This is a genomic window from Streptomyces sp. NPDC048718 (assembly GCF_043198875.1).
In the GTDB taxonomy this organism is placed as follows: Bacteria; Actinomycetota; Actinomycetes; order Streptomycetales; family Streptomycetaceae; genus Streptomyces.
Map to the genome: position 1 here is coordinate 200,988 of NZ_JBICVG010000004.1, position 16,584 is coordinate 217,571.

At 71.9% G+C, this 16,584-nt stretch carries 14 protein-coding genes; 9 read left to right on the forward strand and 5 right to left on the reverse strand.

Annotated elements, in window-relative coordinates:
• Positions 1-29 precede the first annotated feature (29 nt).
• Both ACGFRB_RS09185 and ACGFRB_RS09190 read right to left on the reverse strand, forming a co-directional pair.
• Positions 30-623, reverse strand: coding sequence for a hypothetical protein (locus tag ACGFRB_RS09185; RefSeq protein WP_393240973.1), 594 nt, complete (start codon positions 621-623; stop codon positions 30-32).
• 103 nt (positions 624-726) lie between these two features.
• Positions 727-1,911 (reverse strand): helix-turn-helix domain-containing protein, encoded by a 1,185-nt coding sequence (locus ACGFRB_RS09190; RefSeq protein ID WP_393240976.1) that lies wholly within the window; start codon positions 1,909-1,911, stop codon positions 727-729.
• Positions 1,912-2,291: 380 nt separating this feature from the next.
• On the opposite strand from ACGFRB_RS09190, the gene ACGFRB_RS09195 reads away from it, so the two are divergent.
• The 5 genes from ACGFRB_RS09195 to ACGFRB_RS09215 all read left to right on the forward strand — a co-directional run bounded on the left by ACGFRB_RS09195 (position 2,292) and on the right by ACGFRB_RS09215 (position 8,624).
• Positions 2,292-3,149, forward strand: coding sequence for a hypothetical protein (locus ACGFRB_RS09195; RefSeq protein ID WP_393240979.1), 858 nt, complete (start codon positions 2,292-2,294; stop codon positions 3,147-3,149).
• Positions 3,146-3,841: a DUF4166 domain-containing protein gene (locus ACGFRB_RS09200; protein ID WP_393240982.1), complete on the forward strand. Its 696-nt coding sequence runs from the start codon at positions 3,146-3,148 to the stop codon at positions 3,839-3,841. Before ACGFRB_RS09195 ends, ACGFRB_RS09200 begins: the two co-directional genes overlap by 4 nt.
• Positions 3,838-4,575 (forward strand): TetR/AcrR family transcriptional regulator, encoded by a 738-nt coding sequence (locus ACGFRB_RS09205; protein ID WP_393240985.1) that lies wholly within the window; start codon positions 3,838-3,840, stop codon positions 4,573-4,575. Before ACGFRB_RS09200 ends, ACGFRB_RS09205 begins: the two co-directional genes overlap by 4 nt.
• A 209-nt stretch (positions 4,576-4,784) precedes the next feature.
• Positions 4,785-6,653 (forward strand): glycosyltransferase family 2 protein, encoded by a 1,869-nt coding sequence (locus ACGFRB_RS09210; RefSeq protein WP_393240988.1) that lies wholly within the window; start codon positions 4,785-4,787, stop codon positions 6,651-6,653.
• A 3-nt stretch (positions 6,654-6,656) separates the two neighbouring features.
• Complete coding sequence (locus ACGFRB_RS09215) at positions 6,657-8,624, forward strand: galactose oxidase-like domain-containing protein (RefSeq protein WP_393240991.1); 1,968 nt, start codon at positions 6,657-6,659, stop codon at positions 8,622-8,624.
• 165 nt (positions 8,625-8,789) lie between these two features.
• Here ACGFRB_RS09215 and ACGFRB_RS09220 read toward each other — a convergent pair whose 3' ends face one another.
• Complete coding sequence (locus tag ACGFRB_RS09220; protein WP_393241543.1) at positions 8,790-9,821, reverse strand: glycoside hydrolase family 6 protein; 1,032 nt, start codon at positions 9,819-9,821, stop codon at positions 8,790-8,792.
• 224 nt (positions 9,822-10,045) lie between these two features.
• Complete coding sequence (locus tag ACGFRB_RS09225) at positions 10,046-11,044, reverse strand: DUF5937 family protein (protein ID WP_393240994.1); 999 nt, start codon at positions 11,042-11,044, stop codon at positions 10,046-10,048.
• Between the two features lie 116 nt (positions 11,045-11,160).
• Here ACGFRB_RS09225 and ACGFRB_RS09230 point away from each other — a divergent pair, with 116 nt between their 5' ends.
• The 3 genes from ACGFRB_RS09230 (at position 11,161) to ACGFRB_RS09240 (ending at position 13,440) form a co-directional block, all read left to right on the forward strand.
• Entirely contained in the window at positions 11,161-12,480 is a 1,320-nt protein-coding gene (locus ACGFRB_RS09230) for an MFS transporter (protein ID WP_393240997.1), read from the forward strand.
• Between the two features lie 9 nt (positions 12,481-12,489).
• On the forward strand, positions 12,490-12,999 hold the full coding sequence (locus ACGFRB_RS09235) for a MarR family transcriptional regulator (protein WP_361230168.1): 510 nt from the start codon (positions 12,490-12,492) through the stop codon (positions 12,997-12,999).
• A 108-nt stretch (positions 13,000-13,107) separates the two neighbouring features.
• Positions 13,108-13,440, forward strand: a complete 333-nt coding sequence (locus ACGFRB_RS09240) for a DUF3817 domain-containing protein (RefSeq protein WP_363001201.1) — start codon at positions 13,108-13,110, stop codon at positions 13,438-13,440.
• A 119-nt stretch (positions 13,441-13,559) separates the two neighbouring features.
• Here ACGFRB_RS09240 and ACGFRB_RS09245 read toward each other — a convergent pair whose 3' ends face one another.
• Positions 13,560-14,381 (reverse strand): lipase family protein, encoded by an 822-nt coding sequence (locus ACGFRB_RS09245; protein WP_393241001.1) that lies wholly within the window; start codon positions 14,379-14,381, stop codon positions 13,560-13,562.
• 183 nt (positions 14,382-14,564) lie between these two features.
• On the opposite strand from ACGFRB_RS09245, the gene ACGFRB_RS09250 reads away from it, so the two are divergent.
• Positions 14,565-16,265 (forward strand): methylmalonyl-CoA mutase, encoded by a 1,701-nt coding sequence (locus ACGFRB_RS09250; protein ID WP_393241004.1) that lies wholly within the window; start codon positions 14,565-14,567, stop codon positions 16,263-16,265.
• Positions 16,266-16,584 lie beyond the last annotated feature (319 nt).

Sequence of the window (16,584 nt, forward strand, 5' to 3'; positions counted from 1 at the left end):
CGGTCGCACGGCAGGTGCGGCAGCGCCGATCACGAGGCACCGGCAGACTCCTGGATACTCGGGGTATGCGGCTGCGGGCCACCGAGGGCTGCCTGCCCTCTGTGGAGCAGGGACGCGACCTCGTCCGGCCAGCACAGGTCGCCGGGCGAGTCCATCTCGACAGCCCAGTAGGCGCGTCCCATGGGTTCGGTGTGGTCGACGACGGGCACGCCCAGGTAGGAGTCGCGGCCGAGGATCTCGACGTCGGGGTGCCCCTGTGGGTCCCACCGGCGCCCCGTGAGCGGGGGTACGAGGAAGTAGTAGAGCCTGGCGCTGATGTCCATGACGACTGCGCCGCCGTCGAACCAGCCGCTCAGGAATACGTCTACGGCGGTGATTTTCTCCGTGCCCGCCTTCGCGGCAGGGCCCTCGACGCCGGCCGCAGCGAAGACGAGATCGGCGGACACGCGTACGGCGGAGAGGGTGCCGCCGCACGCCAGGACCGCGATGCCGTAATCGCGCCACTCGTCTGCGGCTTCCCGCGGCTTGGGGGCGGCGCTCAGCAGCCAGTCGGCTACGGCCGTTCGTCGATTCTGCCTGGTCACCACGGCGGTGGCCCTGTGGTGCCGGGTCTCCTCGCCCATGCTCTGCTCCCTGTCCGGCGACTGCGTTCACCAAGAGTGGGGGCGCGAGAAGACCCCGACTATCCGAGGTTTCGGATAGTCGGGGCCAGGGCTTCGCTGTGCGTTACGCGCTCAGCCAACTCCCGTACGAGAGGAAACTGTCGGGAAGTTGGCGGCGGGCAGCCTCCAGTGCCGAGTACGTCTCGCGTACGGTCTGGTGGTACCGGGCCTGCTGCGGCGCTGCCTTGCGTGCGGCCAGCAGGCTCCGGAAACTCTCCTCCAGCTGTCCCGTCCACAACTGGGCGCGTGCCATCTCCGCATGATGGTGCGAGCGGCGGGACGCCGGCCAGCCGGCGGGGATACGGACCCGGGCGCCGGTCTCGGCCGCCACCCCGTACTCGTCCAGTTCGGCGTAGACGGACACCCGGTGCACCGCGGCATTCGTCGGGCCGAACGCAAGCCAGTGCACGGAGACGGCTTCCCCCGTCTCGGCAGCGATCCGCTCAGCTTCCACCAGGTGATCCTCCGCGCGGGCAGAAGCTTTCGAGCGGCCGGCCATCACTGCGGCGCCGAGATGCAGCTGGCCGGTCACGACGCTTCGCTCTCGCCCCGCGGCGGCCTGCTCCAGGGTGCGCAGGCCGAGGTCGATGAGTCGTTGCCCTGTGCGGTAGTCGCCCGAGCGCAGGTATGTCAGGGCGCGCATGTACCGGACCGTGCCGCCGACGATGGCGTCCGATCCGCATTGGGCGGCCCAGTCCATGCGCGCCAGGGCGATCGTCGCGAGGTCCGGGTAGCCGAGCTTCGACGCGACATCGTACGAGGTGCGGTACAGACTGGCGAGGAGGAGCCACCGCTCTCGGCTCGGGGCCGCGTGTGCGGCGGTCGTGGCTTCCTCGACGAGTCCGGGTACCACCGTGGCGGCCTTCTTGATCTCACCCGCGCGCACTGCGGTCAGCAGTGCTTCGGAGTCGTCGGCGATCAGCTGGTGAGGTCGCGGGGAGAGTAGCGGATCCGAGCCGAGGTCGTAGAGGTCGAGCGCTTCCCGGATGGGGCGGATCAGGACGTCCAGCTCGTCGGCGCGAAGCTCGGCGGCGTACGGCTGGCCGGTGACGGTGGCCACCTCCACGCGCAGGGCGCGGGCGACGGAGCCGATGACGTACGGGGATGCGGCGGTTACCCCTTGCTCGACCTTGGTGAGGGTGCCGTAAGGAACCTGGGAGAGATCCGCCAAGGCCCTCTGGGTGAGATGCCGTTCGAGGCGCAGACGCTTGATTCGCGCGCCGGTGTGGTCGTGCGGAAGAGAGTGCATACTGACTCCTGTTCTGACTCGACACCAGAACAGTAGCCAGCAGGGCACGGCGAAGCCGCCCCCTTGTCGCCTTCGGGCGACAAGGGGGCGGTCGGCATTCTCGCCCGCTGTGCCGAGGTCGGACCCCGTCTTGGCGAGGCCCCGGGTCCTGGAGCACCGGATCGGCCCGCCCGGCCCGGTCACGCCCACGCCCACGAAGGGGCGCCGCCATGTGCGGCGCCCCTTCGTCGTACCCGCCCCCCGCCGTACCCACCCCCACCCGGGCCACGCCCACCCGGAAGAGATGTTCCGGAAAGGTCTTGAGCGACTGCTCAAAACGCGCTAGCTTCTCCATGGCCGCCGATTGAGCGGTCGCTCAACTCGGGGGAGGGGGCAGAGCCTTGGGGCTCTATGTCGAGGCGTGCGTCCGTACGGACCTGGAGACGCTCTGGAAGCGGACCCAGGACCCGGCGGAGCACCAGCGATGGGATCTGCGGTTCACCGAGATCTCGTATCTGCCGGCCGAGTCCGCCGACCCGGCCGGGTCGACCGAGTCGAGCGAGCCGACTGATTCACGCGATTCAAGGCGTTCAGGCGATTCAAGCGCGTCGACCGAGTCGAGCGTTTCGATCGAAGCGGCCGAATCGGCAGCGCCGGGTGGACCGGACGGGCGGGGCGCGGAGGGGGCGCCCCGGCGGTTCCGTTACGCCACACGGGTGCTGCCCTTCCTGGTCGTCGCCGGCACCGGCGTCTCCGCGGGGGAGCGCCGCCGGGCCGGCGGCGACCGGGTGTCCGCACTCCGGTTCGCCTCGCCGCACCCGCTGTCCCTGCTCGCCGAGGGCAGCGGGTACTGGCGCTACGTCCCCGGCGCGGATCCGGCCGAGGGCATCCGGTTCCTCACCGGATACGACTACCGGCCGCGCTGGGGTCGCTTCGGCCGGCTCGCCGACCGGCTGGTTTTCCGGCCGCTGATGGGCTGGGCGACCGCCTGGTCCTTCGACCGGCTGCGGCTGTGGTGCGAGCACGGGATCACCCCGGAGCGCTCCCGCACCCACTGGCAGCTCGAACTCGCCGCCCGCGCCGGGCTCGTGGCGCTCGGTGCCGCCGTCCACCCCGAGGCCCTGATGCTCGCCGCCGTGGCCGCCGTCCTGCTGCCGCCGTCGCCCAGGACTCCCGCCGCCCGCCGTTGTCTGCGCGTTCCGCCGGGCCGCTCGCCGGGCCGGGCGCCCCGCCTTCTCGCCACCCTGGAGCAGTCGTGACGTCGATCTTCCGCACCGCCATGGGCGAGGACGCCTTCGCGCGGCTGCACCCGGAACTCCAGCGGCGCTTCTCCGTCGGGCTCGCGAGCGGCGAGATGTGTGTGGGGCGCGGGGCGATGGACCGGATCTGGCACGGCAGGGGTCCGACCCGGCACCTGGTGCGGCCGTTCCTCGCGCTCGGCGGCACCCGGAACATCCTGCTGCCGCGCACCGGCCGCCAGGTGCCCTTCACCATAGAGAATGTGCCCTATCTCGACTCGTACGGCCGGGAGACCGTCACCTTCGTGCGTACCTTCCGACTGCCCGGCGGGCCCCGCCGGTTCGACGCGACGATGGTGAACGGCCCTGCGGGCGGCCGGATCGTGGACTACCTCGGCACCCATCAGCACCTCGCCAGCGAACTCCTGCTCTTTGCCGAGCCCGACGGTTCGTTGCTCATCCGCTCCGGCGAACACCGGTTCAGGGAAGGGCCGGTGGACGTGCGGGTGCCCGAATTCATCGGCGGCGACGCCGAGGTGCGCGAGTCCTTCGACGAACGCGCCGGGCGCTTCCGGATCAGTGTCCGGGTCGCCAACCGCTATATCGGCCCGCTGTTCGGCTACGAGGGATCCTTCACCGCCACGTACGCCCGGGTCCGCGACTGCGGCGTCCGGCCCGGTCTGCGCCCGCTGCGCGAGGAGGCACGCGCGTGACCACCGACGAGACCCGCCGCAAGCTGCTCGAAGGCGCCCTGAAGGTGCTCGTCGAACAGGGCATCGCGAAGACCTCGGCCCGCGCGGTGGCCGCCGCCGCCGGGGTGAACCAGGCGCTGGTCTTCTATCACTTCGGCTCGATGGACGAACTCCTCGCCGCCGCCTGCCGGTTCGGCTCCGAACAGCGGGTCGCCCGGTACCGCGAGCAGATGGGCGAGGTCGCCAGCCTGTCCGAGCTGCTCGCCCTCGGCCGCGCGCTGCACGAGCAGGAACGGGAGGCCGGTCATGTCGCCGTCCTCGGCCAGCTGCTCGCCGGGGCCCAGACGCACCCCAAGCTCGGCCCCGCCACGGCCGCCGGCCTCGACCTGTGGATCGAGGAGATCGAGACGGTGCTGCGCCGGCTGCTGGCCGGCGGCCCGCTCGACGGGGCGGTCGACCCGGCCGGGCTCGCCCGGACGGTCGCGGCCTCCTTCGTCGGGATGGAGCTGTACGAGGCGGTCGACCCGGCGGGAGCGGACGCCGCTCTCGACGCGCTCGAACAGCTGGCCGGTCTGCTCGCGGCCCTGGAGGAGCTGAGCCCGGTCGCCCGCGGAGCCGTCCGGTACACGCTGCGCCGGAAGGGCCTCGTGTCCCGTCAGGCACCGGGGCGGCCGCCCTCCGTACACGCCGGACTCGCGGACCCCGGCCTTGGCGTCGGCCCCGGATCCGGCCCGACGCAGCCCGACCCGGCCTGACGCGGCCCGATCCGGCCCCGGATCCGACCTGACGCGGCCCGATCCGGCCTGACGTGGCCCCGGACCGGATCCGGACCCGCCCGGCTCGCGAACCCCCGGCCCGGAAGGCAACCCCCGGACCACTCGCACGGACAGTCTCCAGTCGACACGCCGACAGATCTCCACTTTTGTGGGGATATCGGCACGTTCGACAATCCCTGGAGGCACCCGTGCGGCCGGGACACTACGACTACGACACCCACAGCCGACTCGCAGGCCCGCTCACCGAACCCGAGCCCGCGCCCGGATCCCCCTTCGGGGGGTACCAGGTGCGGTACCGGAGCCTGCTGTCGAAGGAGCCGCACCGCATACGCGCCGTCCTGCTCATGGGGTCCGCCCCCCTGTTGTCGGCGCTCCTGCTGTTCTACCTCGTCTGGCCCAGCCACTGGACCGTCCGCGAGGGCGACGAGGCCTGGCGGATCCCGTACGACACCGTGATGCTCGTCGCGATCGGACTCATCTGCTTCTTCATGCTGGTGAACGTCACCTCGATCGCGCACGCCACCCTCGTCGCCCGCGACCCGATACCCGTCCACCCCGAGCCCGGCACCAGGGTCGCGTTCGTCACCACCTACGTGCCCGGCAAGGAACCGCTCGGCATGGTCCGCGCCACCCTCGAAGGCGCCGTCCAGCTGCGGCACGACGGCCCCCTCGACATCTGGCTGCTCGACGAGGGCGACGACCCCTCTGCCCGGGCCCTGTGCGAAGAACTGGGCGTACGGCACTTCACCCGCTCCGGCGTCCCCGAGTGGAACCGCCCCAAGGGCACCCACAAGGCCCGCACCAAGCACGGCAACTACAACGCCTGGCTCGCGATGCACGGCCGCGCCTACGACTTCTTCGCCTCCGTCGACACCGACCACGTCCCGCTGCCCAACTTCCTGGAGCGGATGCTCGGCTACTTCCGCGACCCCGACGTCGCCTTCGTCGTCGGACCGCAGGTGTACGGCAACTACAAGGCGGGCGTCACCAAGGCCGCCGAGTCCCAGCAGTTCCTCTTCCACGCGCTCATCCAGCGCGCCGGGAACCGCTACCGGGCCCCCATGTTCGTCGGCACCAACAACGTCGTCCGGGTCAAGGCCCTGCTCCAGATAGGCGGCCTGGTCGACTCCGTCACCGAGGACATGGCCACCGGCTTCGAGCTGCACCGCCGCCGCAACCCGGTCACCGGCCACCACTGGCGCTCGGTCTACACCCCCGACGTGCTCGCCGTGGGGGAGGGGCCGGCCTCCTGGACCGACTTCTTCACCCAGCAGCTGCGCTGGTCCCGGGGCACGTACGAGACGCTCCTGCGGCAGTACTGGAAGGCCCCCTTCCGTACCCCGCCCGGGCGGCTCCTCAACTACACGCTGATGCTCGTCTACTACCCCATGACGGCCGTGAACTGGCTGCTCGGCATCCTGTCCTGCGTGCTGTTCCTCTGGCTCGGCGCCTCCGGCACCCAGGTCTCCTCCGCCGTCTGGCTGATGATCTACAGCGACGCCGTCGCCCTGCAGGTCGGCGCCTATCTGTGGAACCGCCGCCACAACGTCTCGCCCCACGAGCCCGAGGGCTCCGGCGGCCTGGCCGGCATGGTGATGTCCGCGCTGTGCGCGCCGATCTACCTGATGTCGTTCGGCTCGGCGCTCCTGCGCACCCGCGGCCGCTTCGTCGTCACCCCCAAGGGCGGCGAGGCCAGCCCCGACCGGCTCGCGACCTTCCGCGTCCACCTCTTCTGGGCGGCGGTCCTGGCCGCGTCCCTGGTCGCCTCCGTCGTCCTCGGCCACAGCCACGCGGCCATGCGCACCTGGGCGGTGCTCGCCCTCGTCATCGCGCTCGCCCCGGTCGGGGTGTGGACCGCCGACCGGATGCGCGGCCGCCGCTACCGCCTCCAGATCCTCACCGAGGGCCGCCTCCAGATACGGGTCCGCGCCCTCGCCTCCGCCCGGAGCCGGGCCGAGCACGGCGAGGAGACCACCAGCACCACCACCGCCGCCCGCGGCGGCGCCCGCCCCACCCCGACGCCCGCCGCGGCCCCCACGACGACCGGAGGGAACTGAACCATGGCCTACCGGCCCTCCGCGCAATTCAAGAAGACGCTGCTCGGCAGCGGGGCCGTGCTCGTCCTCGCCGCCCTCAACGCCCCGGCCGCCGTGTCCTTCGCGACCGACAAGTACCACGCGTACAAGATCGCCCAGCCGGACTACCAGAAGAAGTACGGCTCCTGGGCCCTGGTCGACGTACCCGGCCAGTACCGGGTCAACGCGATCCACGCCGCCCTCCTGCACACCGGCAAGGTGCTGCTCGTCGCGGGCTCCGGGAACAACCAGAAGAAGTTCGACGCCGGCACCTTCGAGACCGTCCTGTGGGACCCGGCGAAGAACACCTTCAAGAAGATCCCCACCCCCGAGGACTTCTTCTGCTCCGGCCACACCCAGCTCCCCGACGGCCGGCTCCTCGTGGCGGGTGGCACCGCCCGCTACGAGGTCCTCGACGGCGAGGTGAAGAAGGCCGGCGGCGCGATGCGGGTGAAGAACGAGAGCCCCGACAAGGCCGTCACCCTCAAGAAGGGCACGGTCTTCCGCTCCCCGTCCGGGGTCGAGTACGTCTCGAAGTTCGACGTCACCGTCCCGAAGGCGAAGCGCGAGTTCGAGATCTCGTACTTCAAGAGCGGCCAGATGAAGCCGTGGAAGACCAAGGTGACCGCCGCCGAGCAGCGGGTCTTCGTCGAGGCCGTCAAGGAGGGCCCGCAGGCGCTGACCACCGAGGCCGCGCAGTACGAGATCGAGGGGCTGAAGGGCACCGACGCCGACAACGTCTACGGTCTCGCGCAGAAGATCACCACCGAGAAGCAGGACTTCCAGGGCATCAAGGCGGCGTACGAGTTCGACCCGAAGGCCGAGAAGTACGTACCGGTCGCGCCCATGAAGAACGCCCGCTGGTACCCGACACTCGTCACCCTCGACGACGGCAAGGTGCTCGCCGTCTCCGGGCTCAACGACGTCGGCGACGTCGTCCCCGGCGACAACGAGATCTACGACCCCGCCACCAAGAAGTGGTCCAAGGGCCCCTTCCGCTACTTCCCGACCTACCCCGCGCTCTTCCTCACCAAGGGCGGCAAGCTCCTCTACACCGGCTCCAACGCCGGGTACGGGCCGGCCGAGAAAGGCCGCGAGCCGGGCCTGTGGGATCTGAAGAAGAACTCCTTCACCAAGCTCCCCGGCCTCACCCACCCCGACCAGCTGGAGACCTCCGCCTCCGTCCTGCTGCCGCCCGCGCAGAAGCAGCGGCTGATGGTCCTCGGCGGCGGCGGGGTCGGCGAGTCGGCCGCCTCCACCCCCCGTACGTCGATCATCGACCTGTCCAAGGACAACCCGTCCTTCAGCGACGGACCCGCCCTGCCCCAAGGCACCCGCTATCTCGGCAGCGTGCTCCTGCCCGACGACACCGTCTTCACCACCGGCGGCTCGCGCGACTACCGGGGGCGCGGCGCCAGCGACATCCTGAAGGCGCAGTTCTACGACCCGAAGAGCAACAGCTTCGCCGAGGCCGCCGAGCCGACCGTCGGCCGGAACTACCACTCCGAGGCGCTGCTGCTGCCCGACGGCCGGGTCGCCACCTTCGGCTCCGACCCGCTCTACGGCGACGCCGACAACACCAAGCTCGGCGTCTTCGAACAGCGCATCGAGGTCTTCACCCCGCCGTCCCTGCACCGGGCGGGCGGCGACCGGCCGGTCCTCGGCGCGGGACCCGAGCAGCCGGACAAGAACGGCACGGTCGGCTACAAGGCCACCGCCAAGGACCTGGACCGGATCGTCCAGGCCCGGCTGATGCGGCCGAGCGCCGTCACCCACACGACGGACGTCGAACAGCGTTCGGTGGAGCTGGCGATGGCGAAGGACAAGGGTGCCGGGACCGTCTCGGTGACGATCCCGAAGGACCGCACGCTGGTGCCGCCCGGCTGGTACATGCTGTTCGTGACGGACGCCGACGGCATCTCGTCGCAGGCGAAGTGGGTGCGGGTGTCCTGACACCCCCGCCGTCGTTTCGTGGCACGGCCCCGCTCGGCCCGGTCCTGAGAGGTCAGGACCGGGCCGAGTGGTGTGGGGGTCTCGTGGTCTCGTTGTACGGGCCGGGGCCGGTACGTACGACGGCCGGTACGCGCCCCGTGCCCCGCGCCCCGCGCCCCGCCCCGGTCAGGCCCTGGCGCGGCGTGCGAGCCCCAGCGCGTAGTCGGGCCACCAGGTTCCGGCGGGCGGGCCGCCCCGGCAGGTGCCGTCCGAGTCGCCGGGCGTCTTGATCCACAGATACGCGTCGACCAGCTCGTCCCCGGTCCGGTCGGTCGGCGGGGTGCCGAGCGCCCGGCCCGGCGGGTTGCACCACTCCTCCGCCCGGTCGCCGTGCAGCGGGCCGTTGCCGTTGCGGCTGGTGTCGATCGTGAAGTGCGCCCCGCCGAGCAGCCGGGACACCGACGTGCCGAACCGCCGTACCGCTTCGTCGGTCTGGAAGTTCGACACATTGAGCGCGAAGCCGTCGGCCCGCTCGACCCCGGCCCGGCGCAGCGGCTCCACCAGCTTGGCCGGGGCGTCGATCCAGGCCGGGTTGCCCGCGTCGATGTAGACCCGGGTGTGCGGCTGCTTCTTGAACCGCTCGACCGCGCCGGCCAGCAGACCGAGCCGCTCCTCCTCGTGCTCGGCCGGGGTGCAGCCGTCCACCAGGTGGGCCACCGCGTCCGGCTCCAGGATCACGATCGCGGGCGTGTCACCGATGGCGCCGGCGAAGGAGTCCACCCAGTTCCGGTAGGCCTGCGCGTCGTGCGCCCCGCCCGCCGAGTAGCGGCCGCAGTCGCGGTGCGGGATGTCGTACGCGACGAAGAGCGCGGTCCGGCCCTTGGCGGCGGCGCCCCGTACCACCCGGGTGACGTCCGGGGCCGGGTCGCCGTCGGACGGCCAGTCCGCCATCGGCCGGTCCGCGATCCGCCGCATCAGCCGGGCGTCCTCGGCGCGGCCCTGGGTCTCGTACGTCCGGACCTGGCGGGCCGCGTCGCTTTCCGGGTCGACCCAGAAGGGCGAGCTCGCGGCCGGGGGCGGAGCCTCGCCGCGCGAGGCGGTCGTCCGCTCGGGGGAGCTTGGCCCGCCGTCGCCGCAGCCGGTGAGCAGCAGGGCGGCGACGGCGGCGAGCGTCGCGAGATGGCCGGCGGGGCGAGGGGTGGGGCGACGGGCGGACAGGCGCGCGGCGGAGAGCCGGGCGGCGGCGGTGTGGCGGGACATCCGGCCCCCAGGGTCGGGACGAGGAGTAACGACAGAGAACGACAGAGAACGGCAGAGAGCGACGGCGAACGACGGCGAACGATGGAGAGCGACGGGGAGGGCGGGGAGCCGTCGCGGGCGCGGGAGCGGGGCGCCGGGTGCCAGCACCCTGCGGCAGATCGGGCCCTATCGTGACATAACGGTCAGTCGGTATCCGGCTGCGACACCGCGAGCGCGATGCCCAGCGGGGTCCGCTCGTACAGCACCTGATGCCCGTACCGTCGCGAGGTCAGCAGTCCCGCCCCGCGCAGCACCGACAGATGCGCCGACACGCTCGACGGCGCGAGCCCCAGCCGGTGCGCGAGCGCCGAGGTCCCGGCGGGCTCGTCGAGCGCGCACAGCACCTCGGCGCGGGCCCGCCCGAGCAGCCGGGCGAGCGCCTGTGGGGTGCGCTCGCGGGCCTCGGTCCACAGCCCGCCGACGCCCCGCACCGGATAGACGACGGTCGGCTGCCACGGCGGGTCGAAGCCGCTGATCACATCCGGCCAGGTGAACACGGACGGCATCAGGACGAGCCCCTGCCCCTCCAGCGCCCGGACGTGCTCGGTGCCGGAGGCGACGGTCAGCGTCGCCGTCGTCTCCGTCCAGCCGAACGACGGGTGCAGCTCCGTCAGCAGCCGCTCCAGACCGCCCTCGGCCAGCCGCCGTGAGTGGTACGCCAGATCGGCTTCGAGCAGCGCCCGCAGCCTCGGCCACTCGGGCGCGACCAGCGCCTCCCAGGTCTCTTCGAGCAGATCCGCCAGCCGGAGCACCGCCCCCGCCGGATCCGCGAGCAGCCGGCGCCCCTCCGGTGTCCCGGCCGCGCCCGGCGTCTCGGCCAGCGCCCGCGCGAAGTCGTCCGCCGCGAGCGCCGCGGGCGTGCCCCGTACGGCGGCGATCTCCTCCTCGAACGTGGCCGCGGGCCCGATCGGCGGCGGGTAGAGGAAGTCCGGGCTGTGGCCTCGGGCCGGCATCAGCAGATGCAGCGGCGCCAGGTCGAGCCCGCGCGCCCGGTGTGCGATCCGCCGCAGCCAGGGCAGGTGGTAGACCTGCTGGCGCGGCCGGGCCAGCACCCGTACCGCGCTGTGCGTCTCCCACAGCGGGGAGATCGCGAACCGGATGCGCAGCGGGTCGCCCTCCCCGAAGCGCAGGTGGTACGGCATATGCCCCGCCCCTCCCTCGCCCGCCGGCTTCCGCCCGCCGACCTTCGCCCGCCGCCAACTTTCGGCCAGGGCCGAAAGTCTAGGCCCACCACCCCCGCGCCCCGCACGCTGCGGACATGCCCATCACCCCGGCGCCCGGCTACCGGGCGGTCTTCGCCGTGCGCGAGTTCCGGTTCGTCTTCGCCGCGCACCTCTTCTCGCTGCTCGGCGTCGTCGTCAGCGAACTCGCCCTCACCGTCCTCGTCTACGACCTGACCCGCTCGTCCCTGCTCTCCTCGCTCACCTTCGCCCTCGGCTTCCTGCCGTACCTGCTCGGCGGCACCCTGCTCGCCGGATTCGCCGACCGCTTCCCGCCCCGCCGGGTGCTCGTGGTGTGCGACCTCGTCTGCGCGGGCTGCGTCGCCCTGATGGTGCTGCCCACCACCCCGGTCGCCGCGCTGCTCGCGCTGCGCTGCGCGGTCGCCGCCGTGGCCCCCGTCTTCCAGGGCACCCGGATCGCGACCCTCGCCGACATCCTCGGCGAGGGCGAACTGTTCGTCCTCGGCCGCTCGCTGCTGCGGATCCTCTCGCAGAGCGCCCTGCTCGCGGGCTTCGGCGCCGGCGGACTGCTGCTCACCGCCGTCACCCCGCGCGGCGCCATGGCCGTCACCGCCGCCACCTTCCTCGCCTCGGCGGCTCTGCTGCGCTGCGGCACCGCCCGCCGCCCGGCCCGCGCAGCAGCCGCCGCCACCGCCACGGGCGGCCGGCGCGAGGGTGTCGGCGCCACCTGGGGCGTCCTGCGCGACCGCCGGATCCGAGTGCTGATGCTGCTGTTCTGGGTGCCGCCGATGTTCGCCGTCGTCCCCGAGGCGCTGGCCGCCCCGTACGCCGACCGGATCGGCGCCTCCAGCGCCGCCCTCGGCCTGCTGATGTGCGCGATGCCCGTCGGCACCGTCCTCGGCGAACTCCTCGCGGGCTCCATGCTCTCCGCCACCACCCGCGCCCGTCTGGTGCTCCCGCTCCTCCTCGCCTCCTTCCCGCCCTTCCTCCTCTACGCCCTGCGCCCCGGCCTCGTCCTCGCGGCCGCCGCGCTCTTCCTGGCCGGCGCGGCCGGCGCGTACACCCTCGGGCTCGACGCCTGGTTCGTCGACGCCGTCCCGGAGGAACGGCGGGGCCGGGCCATGACGCTGATGTCGGCGGGCATGATGACCGTCCAGGGCCTCGGCATGGCGGGCGCGGGCCTGGTCGCCGAGTTCGTCCCCGTCCACGCGGTGGTCGCGGGCGCCGGGGTGCTCGCCACCCTCGTCCTGGCCGTGCTCGCCCTGGAGGTACGGGCGAGCGCCCCGCGCTCTTCGGACGGACGCTCTTCGGACGGGCGCTCTTCGGACGGGCGCGCGTCGGCCGTATCCGCGACCGAAAGGCGAGACACGGCCGAGCGTCCCGTGGCCAGTGGATAAGGTCGACGGGTGCCGAAGCCGCTCAGTCTCTCGTTCGACCCCATCGCCCGCGCCGACGAACTCTGGCAGAAGCGCTGGGGCCCGGTCCCCGCGATGGCCGCGATCACCTCGATCATGCGCGCCCAGCAGATCCTGCTCGCCGAGGTGGACGCCGTGGTCAAGCCGTACGGACTGACCTTCGCCCGCTACGAGGCGCTGGTGCTGCTCACCTTCTCCAAGGCGGGCGAACTGCCGATGTCCAAGATCGGCGAACGGCTGATGGTCCACCCCACCTCCGTGACGAACACGGTGGACCGCCTGGTCAAGGCCGGTCTGGTCGACAAGCGCCCCAACCCCAACGACGGCCGGGGCACGCTGGCCTCCATCACCGCCAAGGGCCGCGAGGTCGTCGAGGCCGCCACCCGCGACCTCATGGACATGGACTTCGGGCTCGGCGCGTACGACTCCGAGGAATGCGCGGAGATCTTCGCGACCCTGCGCCCGCTGCGGGTCGCGGCCGGGGACTTCGAGGAGTCCTGACACGGTCTTGAAGCAGCCCTGACGCGGCCCTGACACGGGTCTTGACACGGGCGTGCCGAAAGGGGGCCCGTGCGAAGATCGCCCCTCTCTGCCGTTACGCTCGAAGCCATGAAATCCAGCGTGCTGACCCGCTACCGCGTCATGGCGTACGTGACCGCGGTCATGCTCCTCATCCTGTGCGGGTGCATGGTCGCCAAGTACGGCTTCGACACCGGCGAGGACCTGACCTTCGCGGTCTCCCAGGCCCATGGTGTCCTCTACATCATCTATCTGATCTTCGCCTTCGACCTGGGCTCCAAGGCCAAGTGGCCGTTCGGGAAGCTGCTGTGGGTGCTGCTCTCGGGCACCATCCCCACGGCCGCCTTCTTCGTCGAGCGCAAGGTCGTCCGCGAGACGCTCCCGCTGGTGAGCGGCGCGCGGCCGGCTCCGGCCGAGGCGTAGTCGGCAGGTCGTCCCCAGGGCCCCGCCGGTCAGGACACCGTCCGACCGGCCGGGGCCTTCGTCATGCCCGGGGTCGGGGCGCCGTCACCGCGCCGGGGCGTGTCCGGGCGGCGGAGAGCTCACCCGCACCCCTTCTCAAGCGCGGCGAGATAGCTGCGCATGAGGTGGTCCCGGATCCCCTCCCCGTCCGGGGAGAAGGCTGCGGCGCCCAGCCCCTTGGCGCGGTCGGCCAGCCCGCCGATCAGGCCGTTCTTCTCGCTGACGTGCCCGGCGGAGTCGATGTGGTGCAGGGTCGGCACATGGGTGAAGGCGGGCTCGGGGGGCAGTTGGGGGACGATGTCGTTGCCGTGGACGAAGCGATGGGTACGGCCGTGGAGCCCCTTGTCGTAGGCGGCGGCCAGCAGCCGGTCGCAGGTGCGGGGCTGACCGAAGGTGTAGACGCCGTCGGCCGCCAGATGCGGGTCCTCCAGATCCAGCCGGGCGGCCACCAGCATGGCGAGGGCGCCGCCGAGGCTGTGCCCGGTGAACCACACGCTCTGCCCGTTGGTGCGCAGGTCGGCGATGGTCTCGGCGATGTCGGGATAGACGGATTCCAGGGCCTCCGCGAACCCGTAGTGCACGAACCCGGTCCGGGCCGGCCCCGGCCAGGGCGGCGTGGTGGAGTCGGTGAGCCAGTCGCGCAATTGCGCGGGTTCGGTGCCCCGGAAGGCGGTGACGATCATCCGGTCGCCCGCCATGGTGTACGCCTGGGTGTCCTGGAGCGGGAACGGCGGGGTGAACCGCGTCTGGTGGTGCCGCACCGTGTCGAAGCCCCAGTCGTGGGCCTGCGCGTCGATGGTGGCGTCGTCCTTGTAGGCCAGGTCCGAGGCCCTGGCCAGGCTGTAGGCGTGCGGGAGGGTGTAGTCGACGGCGTTCTGGTCGAAGGTGGTGGGAACGGCCACGGGGGTACTCCTGTCGAGCCGCGAGGGAAGCCGTGGGTGATCGCATGACGACCACAAGTGAAGCTATCTCGCGCGGATCCGCCGGGCGACCGGACGCGATCCACCGCCGCGGACGGGTCCGCGCCGCTCCGAGGTGCCGTCGGCCATCGACTTTTACTAGGACGTCCTAGTAAATTCGTGGGTATGGACGCTGACGCGATCGAGGAAGGCCGCCGTCGCTGGCAGGCCCGTTACGACAAGGCCCGCAAGCGCGACGCCGACTTCACCACGCTCTCCGGGGACGACGTGGACCCCGTCTACGGGCCGAGGCCCGGCGACGCGTACGAGGGGTTCGAGCGCATCGGCTGGCCGGGCGAGTACCCCTTCACCCGGGGCCTGTACCCGACCGGCTACCGGGGCCGCACCTGGACCATCCGCCAGTTCGCGGGCTTCGGCAACGCCGAGCAGACCAACGAGCGCTACAAGATGATCCTCGCCGCCGGCGGCGGCGGGCTCTCGGTCGCCTTCGACATGCCGACCCTCATGGGCCGCGACTCCGACGACCCGCGCGCGCTCGGCGAGGTCGGCCACTGCGGTGTCGCCATCGACTCCGCCGCCGACATGGAGGTCCTCTTCAAGGACATCCCGCTCGGTGACGTCACCACCTCGATGACGATCTCCGGCCCGGCCGTCCCGGTCTTCTGCATGTACCTGGTCGCCGCCGAGCGCCAGGGTGTCGACCCGGGCGTCCTCAACGGCACGCTCCAGACCGACATCTTCAAGGAGTACATCGCGCAGAAGGAGTGGCTCTTCGAGCCCGAGCCCCATCTGCGCCTGATCGGCGACCTGATGGAGCACTGCGCGGCGAACATCCCCGCGTACAAGCCGCTCTCGGTCTCCGGCTACCACATCCGCGAGGCCGGAGCGACGGCCGCGCAGGAGCTGGCGTACACCCTCGCCGACGGCTTCGGCTACGTCGAGCTGGGCCTGTCCCGCGGCCTCGACGTCGACGTCTTCGCCCCCGGCCTCTCCTTCTTCTTCGACGCGCACGTCGACTTCTTCGAGGAGATCGCCAAGTTCCGCGCCGCCCGCCGCATTTGGGCTCGCTGGATGAAGGAGGTCTACGGCGCGCAGACCGACAAGGCGCAGTGGCTCCGCTTCCACACCCAGACCGCCGGTGTCTCGCTCACCGCGCAGCAGCCGTACAACAACGTCGTCCGCACGGCCGTCGAGGCCCTCGCGGCCGTCCTCGGCGGCACCAACTCGCTCCACACCAACGCCCTCGACGAGACCCTCGCGCTGCCCAGCGAGCAGGCCGCCGAGATCGCGCTGCGCACCCAGCAGGTGCTGATGGAGGAGACCGGCGTCGCCAACGTGGCCGACCCGCTGGGCGGTTCCTGGTACGTCGAGCAGCTCACCGACCGCATCGAGGCCGACGCCGAGAAGATCTTCGAGCAGATCAGGGAGCGCGGTCTGCGCGCCCACCCGGACGGCAAGCACCCGATCGGCCCGATCACCTCCGGCATCCTGCGCGGCATCGAGGACGGCTGGTTCACCGGCGAGATCGCCGAGTCCGCCTTCCGCTACCAGCAGTCCCTGGAGAAGGGCGACAAGCGCGTCGTCGGCGTCAACGCCCACCACGGCTCCGTCACCGGTGACCTGGAGATCCTGCGGGTCAGCCACGAGGTCGAGTGGGAGCAGGTCCGCGCCCTCGGCGACCGCAAGGGCCACCGCGACGACGCCGCTGTCCGTACGGCCCTCGAAGCGATGCTGACGGCGGCCCGCGACGGCTCCAACATGATCGCCCCGATGCTGGACGCGGTCCGCGCGGAGGCGACCCTGGGCGAGATCTGCGACGCCCTGCGCGACGAGTGGGGCACGTACACGGAGCCGGCGGGCTTCTGACGCGGCGCGGTGTGAGGGAGGGGTGTCACGGGGCTTCCGTGACACCTCTTCTCCGATGTGGAGGCCCCGCCGTCCTGGACATGGCGCCTGGCCGACCGCGGCGGCATGGGAGTCGAGGGCCGGACGCCGGAGGAGAACGCGTACCTCGAACGGGTAAGGGCGTGGAGGCTGCCCATGCTCGCTCCGGAGGACGAGGGGGCTGTCCGTCGGGCCTTGGCCGGGGCTGTGACGCCTGGCACGGCACCTGACCGTGTTGCTGAAGCAGCTGCTTGGCGATGGTGAGGAGACCGGCGTCGAGGTGGGTGTCGGTCCGCTTCAG

What these genes read in the sequence shown, in the direction of transcription:
- ACGFRB_RS09250 (WP_393241004.1), top strand. Translation starts at nt 14,565, where the DNA reads ATGGACGCTGACGCGATCGAGGAAGGCCGCCGTCGCTGGCAGGCCCGT.
- ACGFRB_RS09240 (WP_363001201.1), top strand. Translation starts at nt 13,108, where the DNA reads ATGAAATCCAGCGTGCTGACCCGCTACCGCGTCATGGCGTACGTGACC.
- ACGFRB_RS09190 (WP_393240976.1), bottom strand. Translation starts at nt 1,911, where the DNA reads ATGCACTCTCTTCCGCACGACCACACCGGCGCGCGAATCAAGCGTCTG.
- ACGFRB_RS09215 (WP_393240991.1), top strand. Translation starts at nt 6,657, where the DNA reads ATGGCCTACCGGCCCTCCGCGCAATTCAAGAAGACGCTGCTCGGCAGC.
- ACGFRB_RS09225 (WP_393240994.1), bottom strand. Translation starts at nt 11,044, where the DNA reads ATGCCGTACCACCTGCGCTTCGGGGAGGGCGACCCGCTGCGCATCCGG.
- ACGFRB_RS09185 (WP_393240973.1), bottom strand. Translation starts at nt 623, where the DNA reads ATGGGCGAGGAGACCCGGCACCACAGGGCCACCGCCGTGGTGACCAGG.
- ACGFRB_RS09230 (WP_393240997.1), top strand. Translation starts at nt 11,161, where the DNA reads ATGCCCATCACCCCGGCGCCCGGCTACCGGGCGGTCTTCGCCGTGCGC.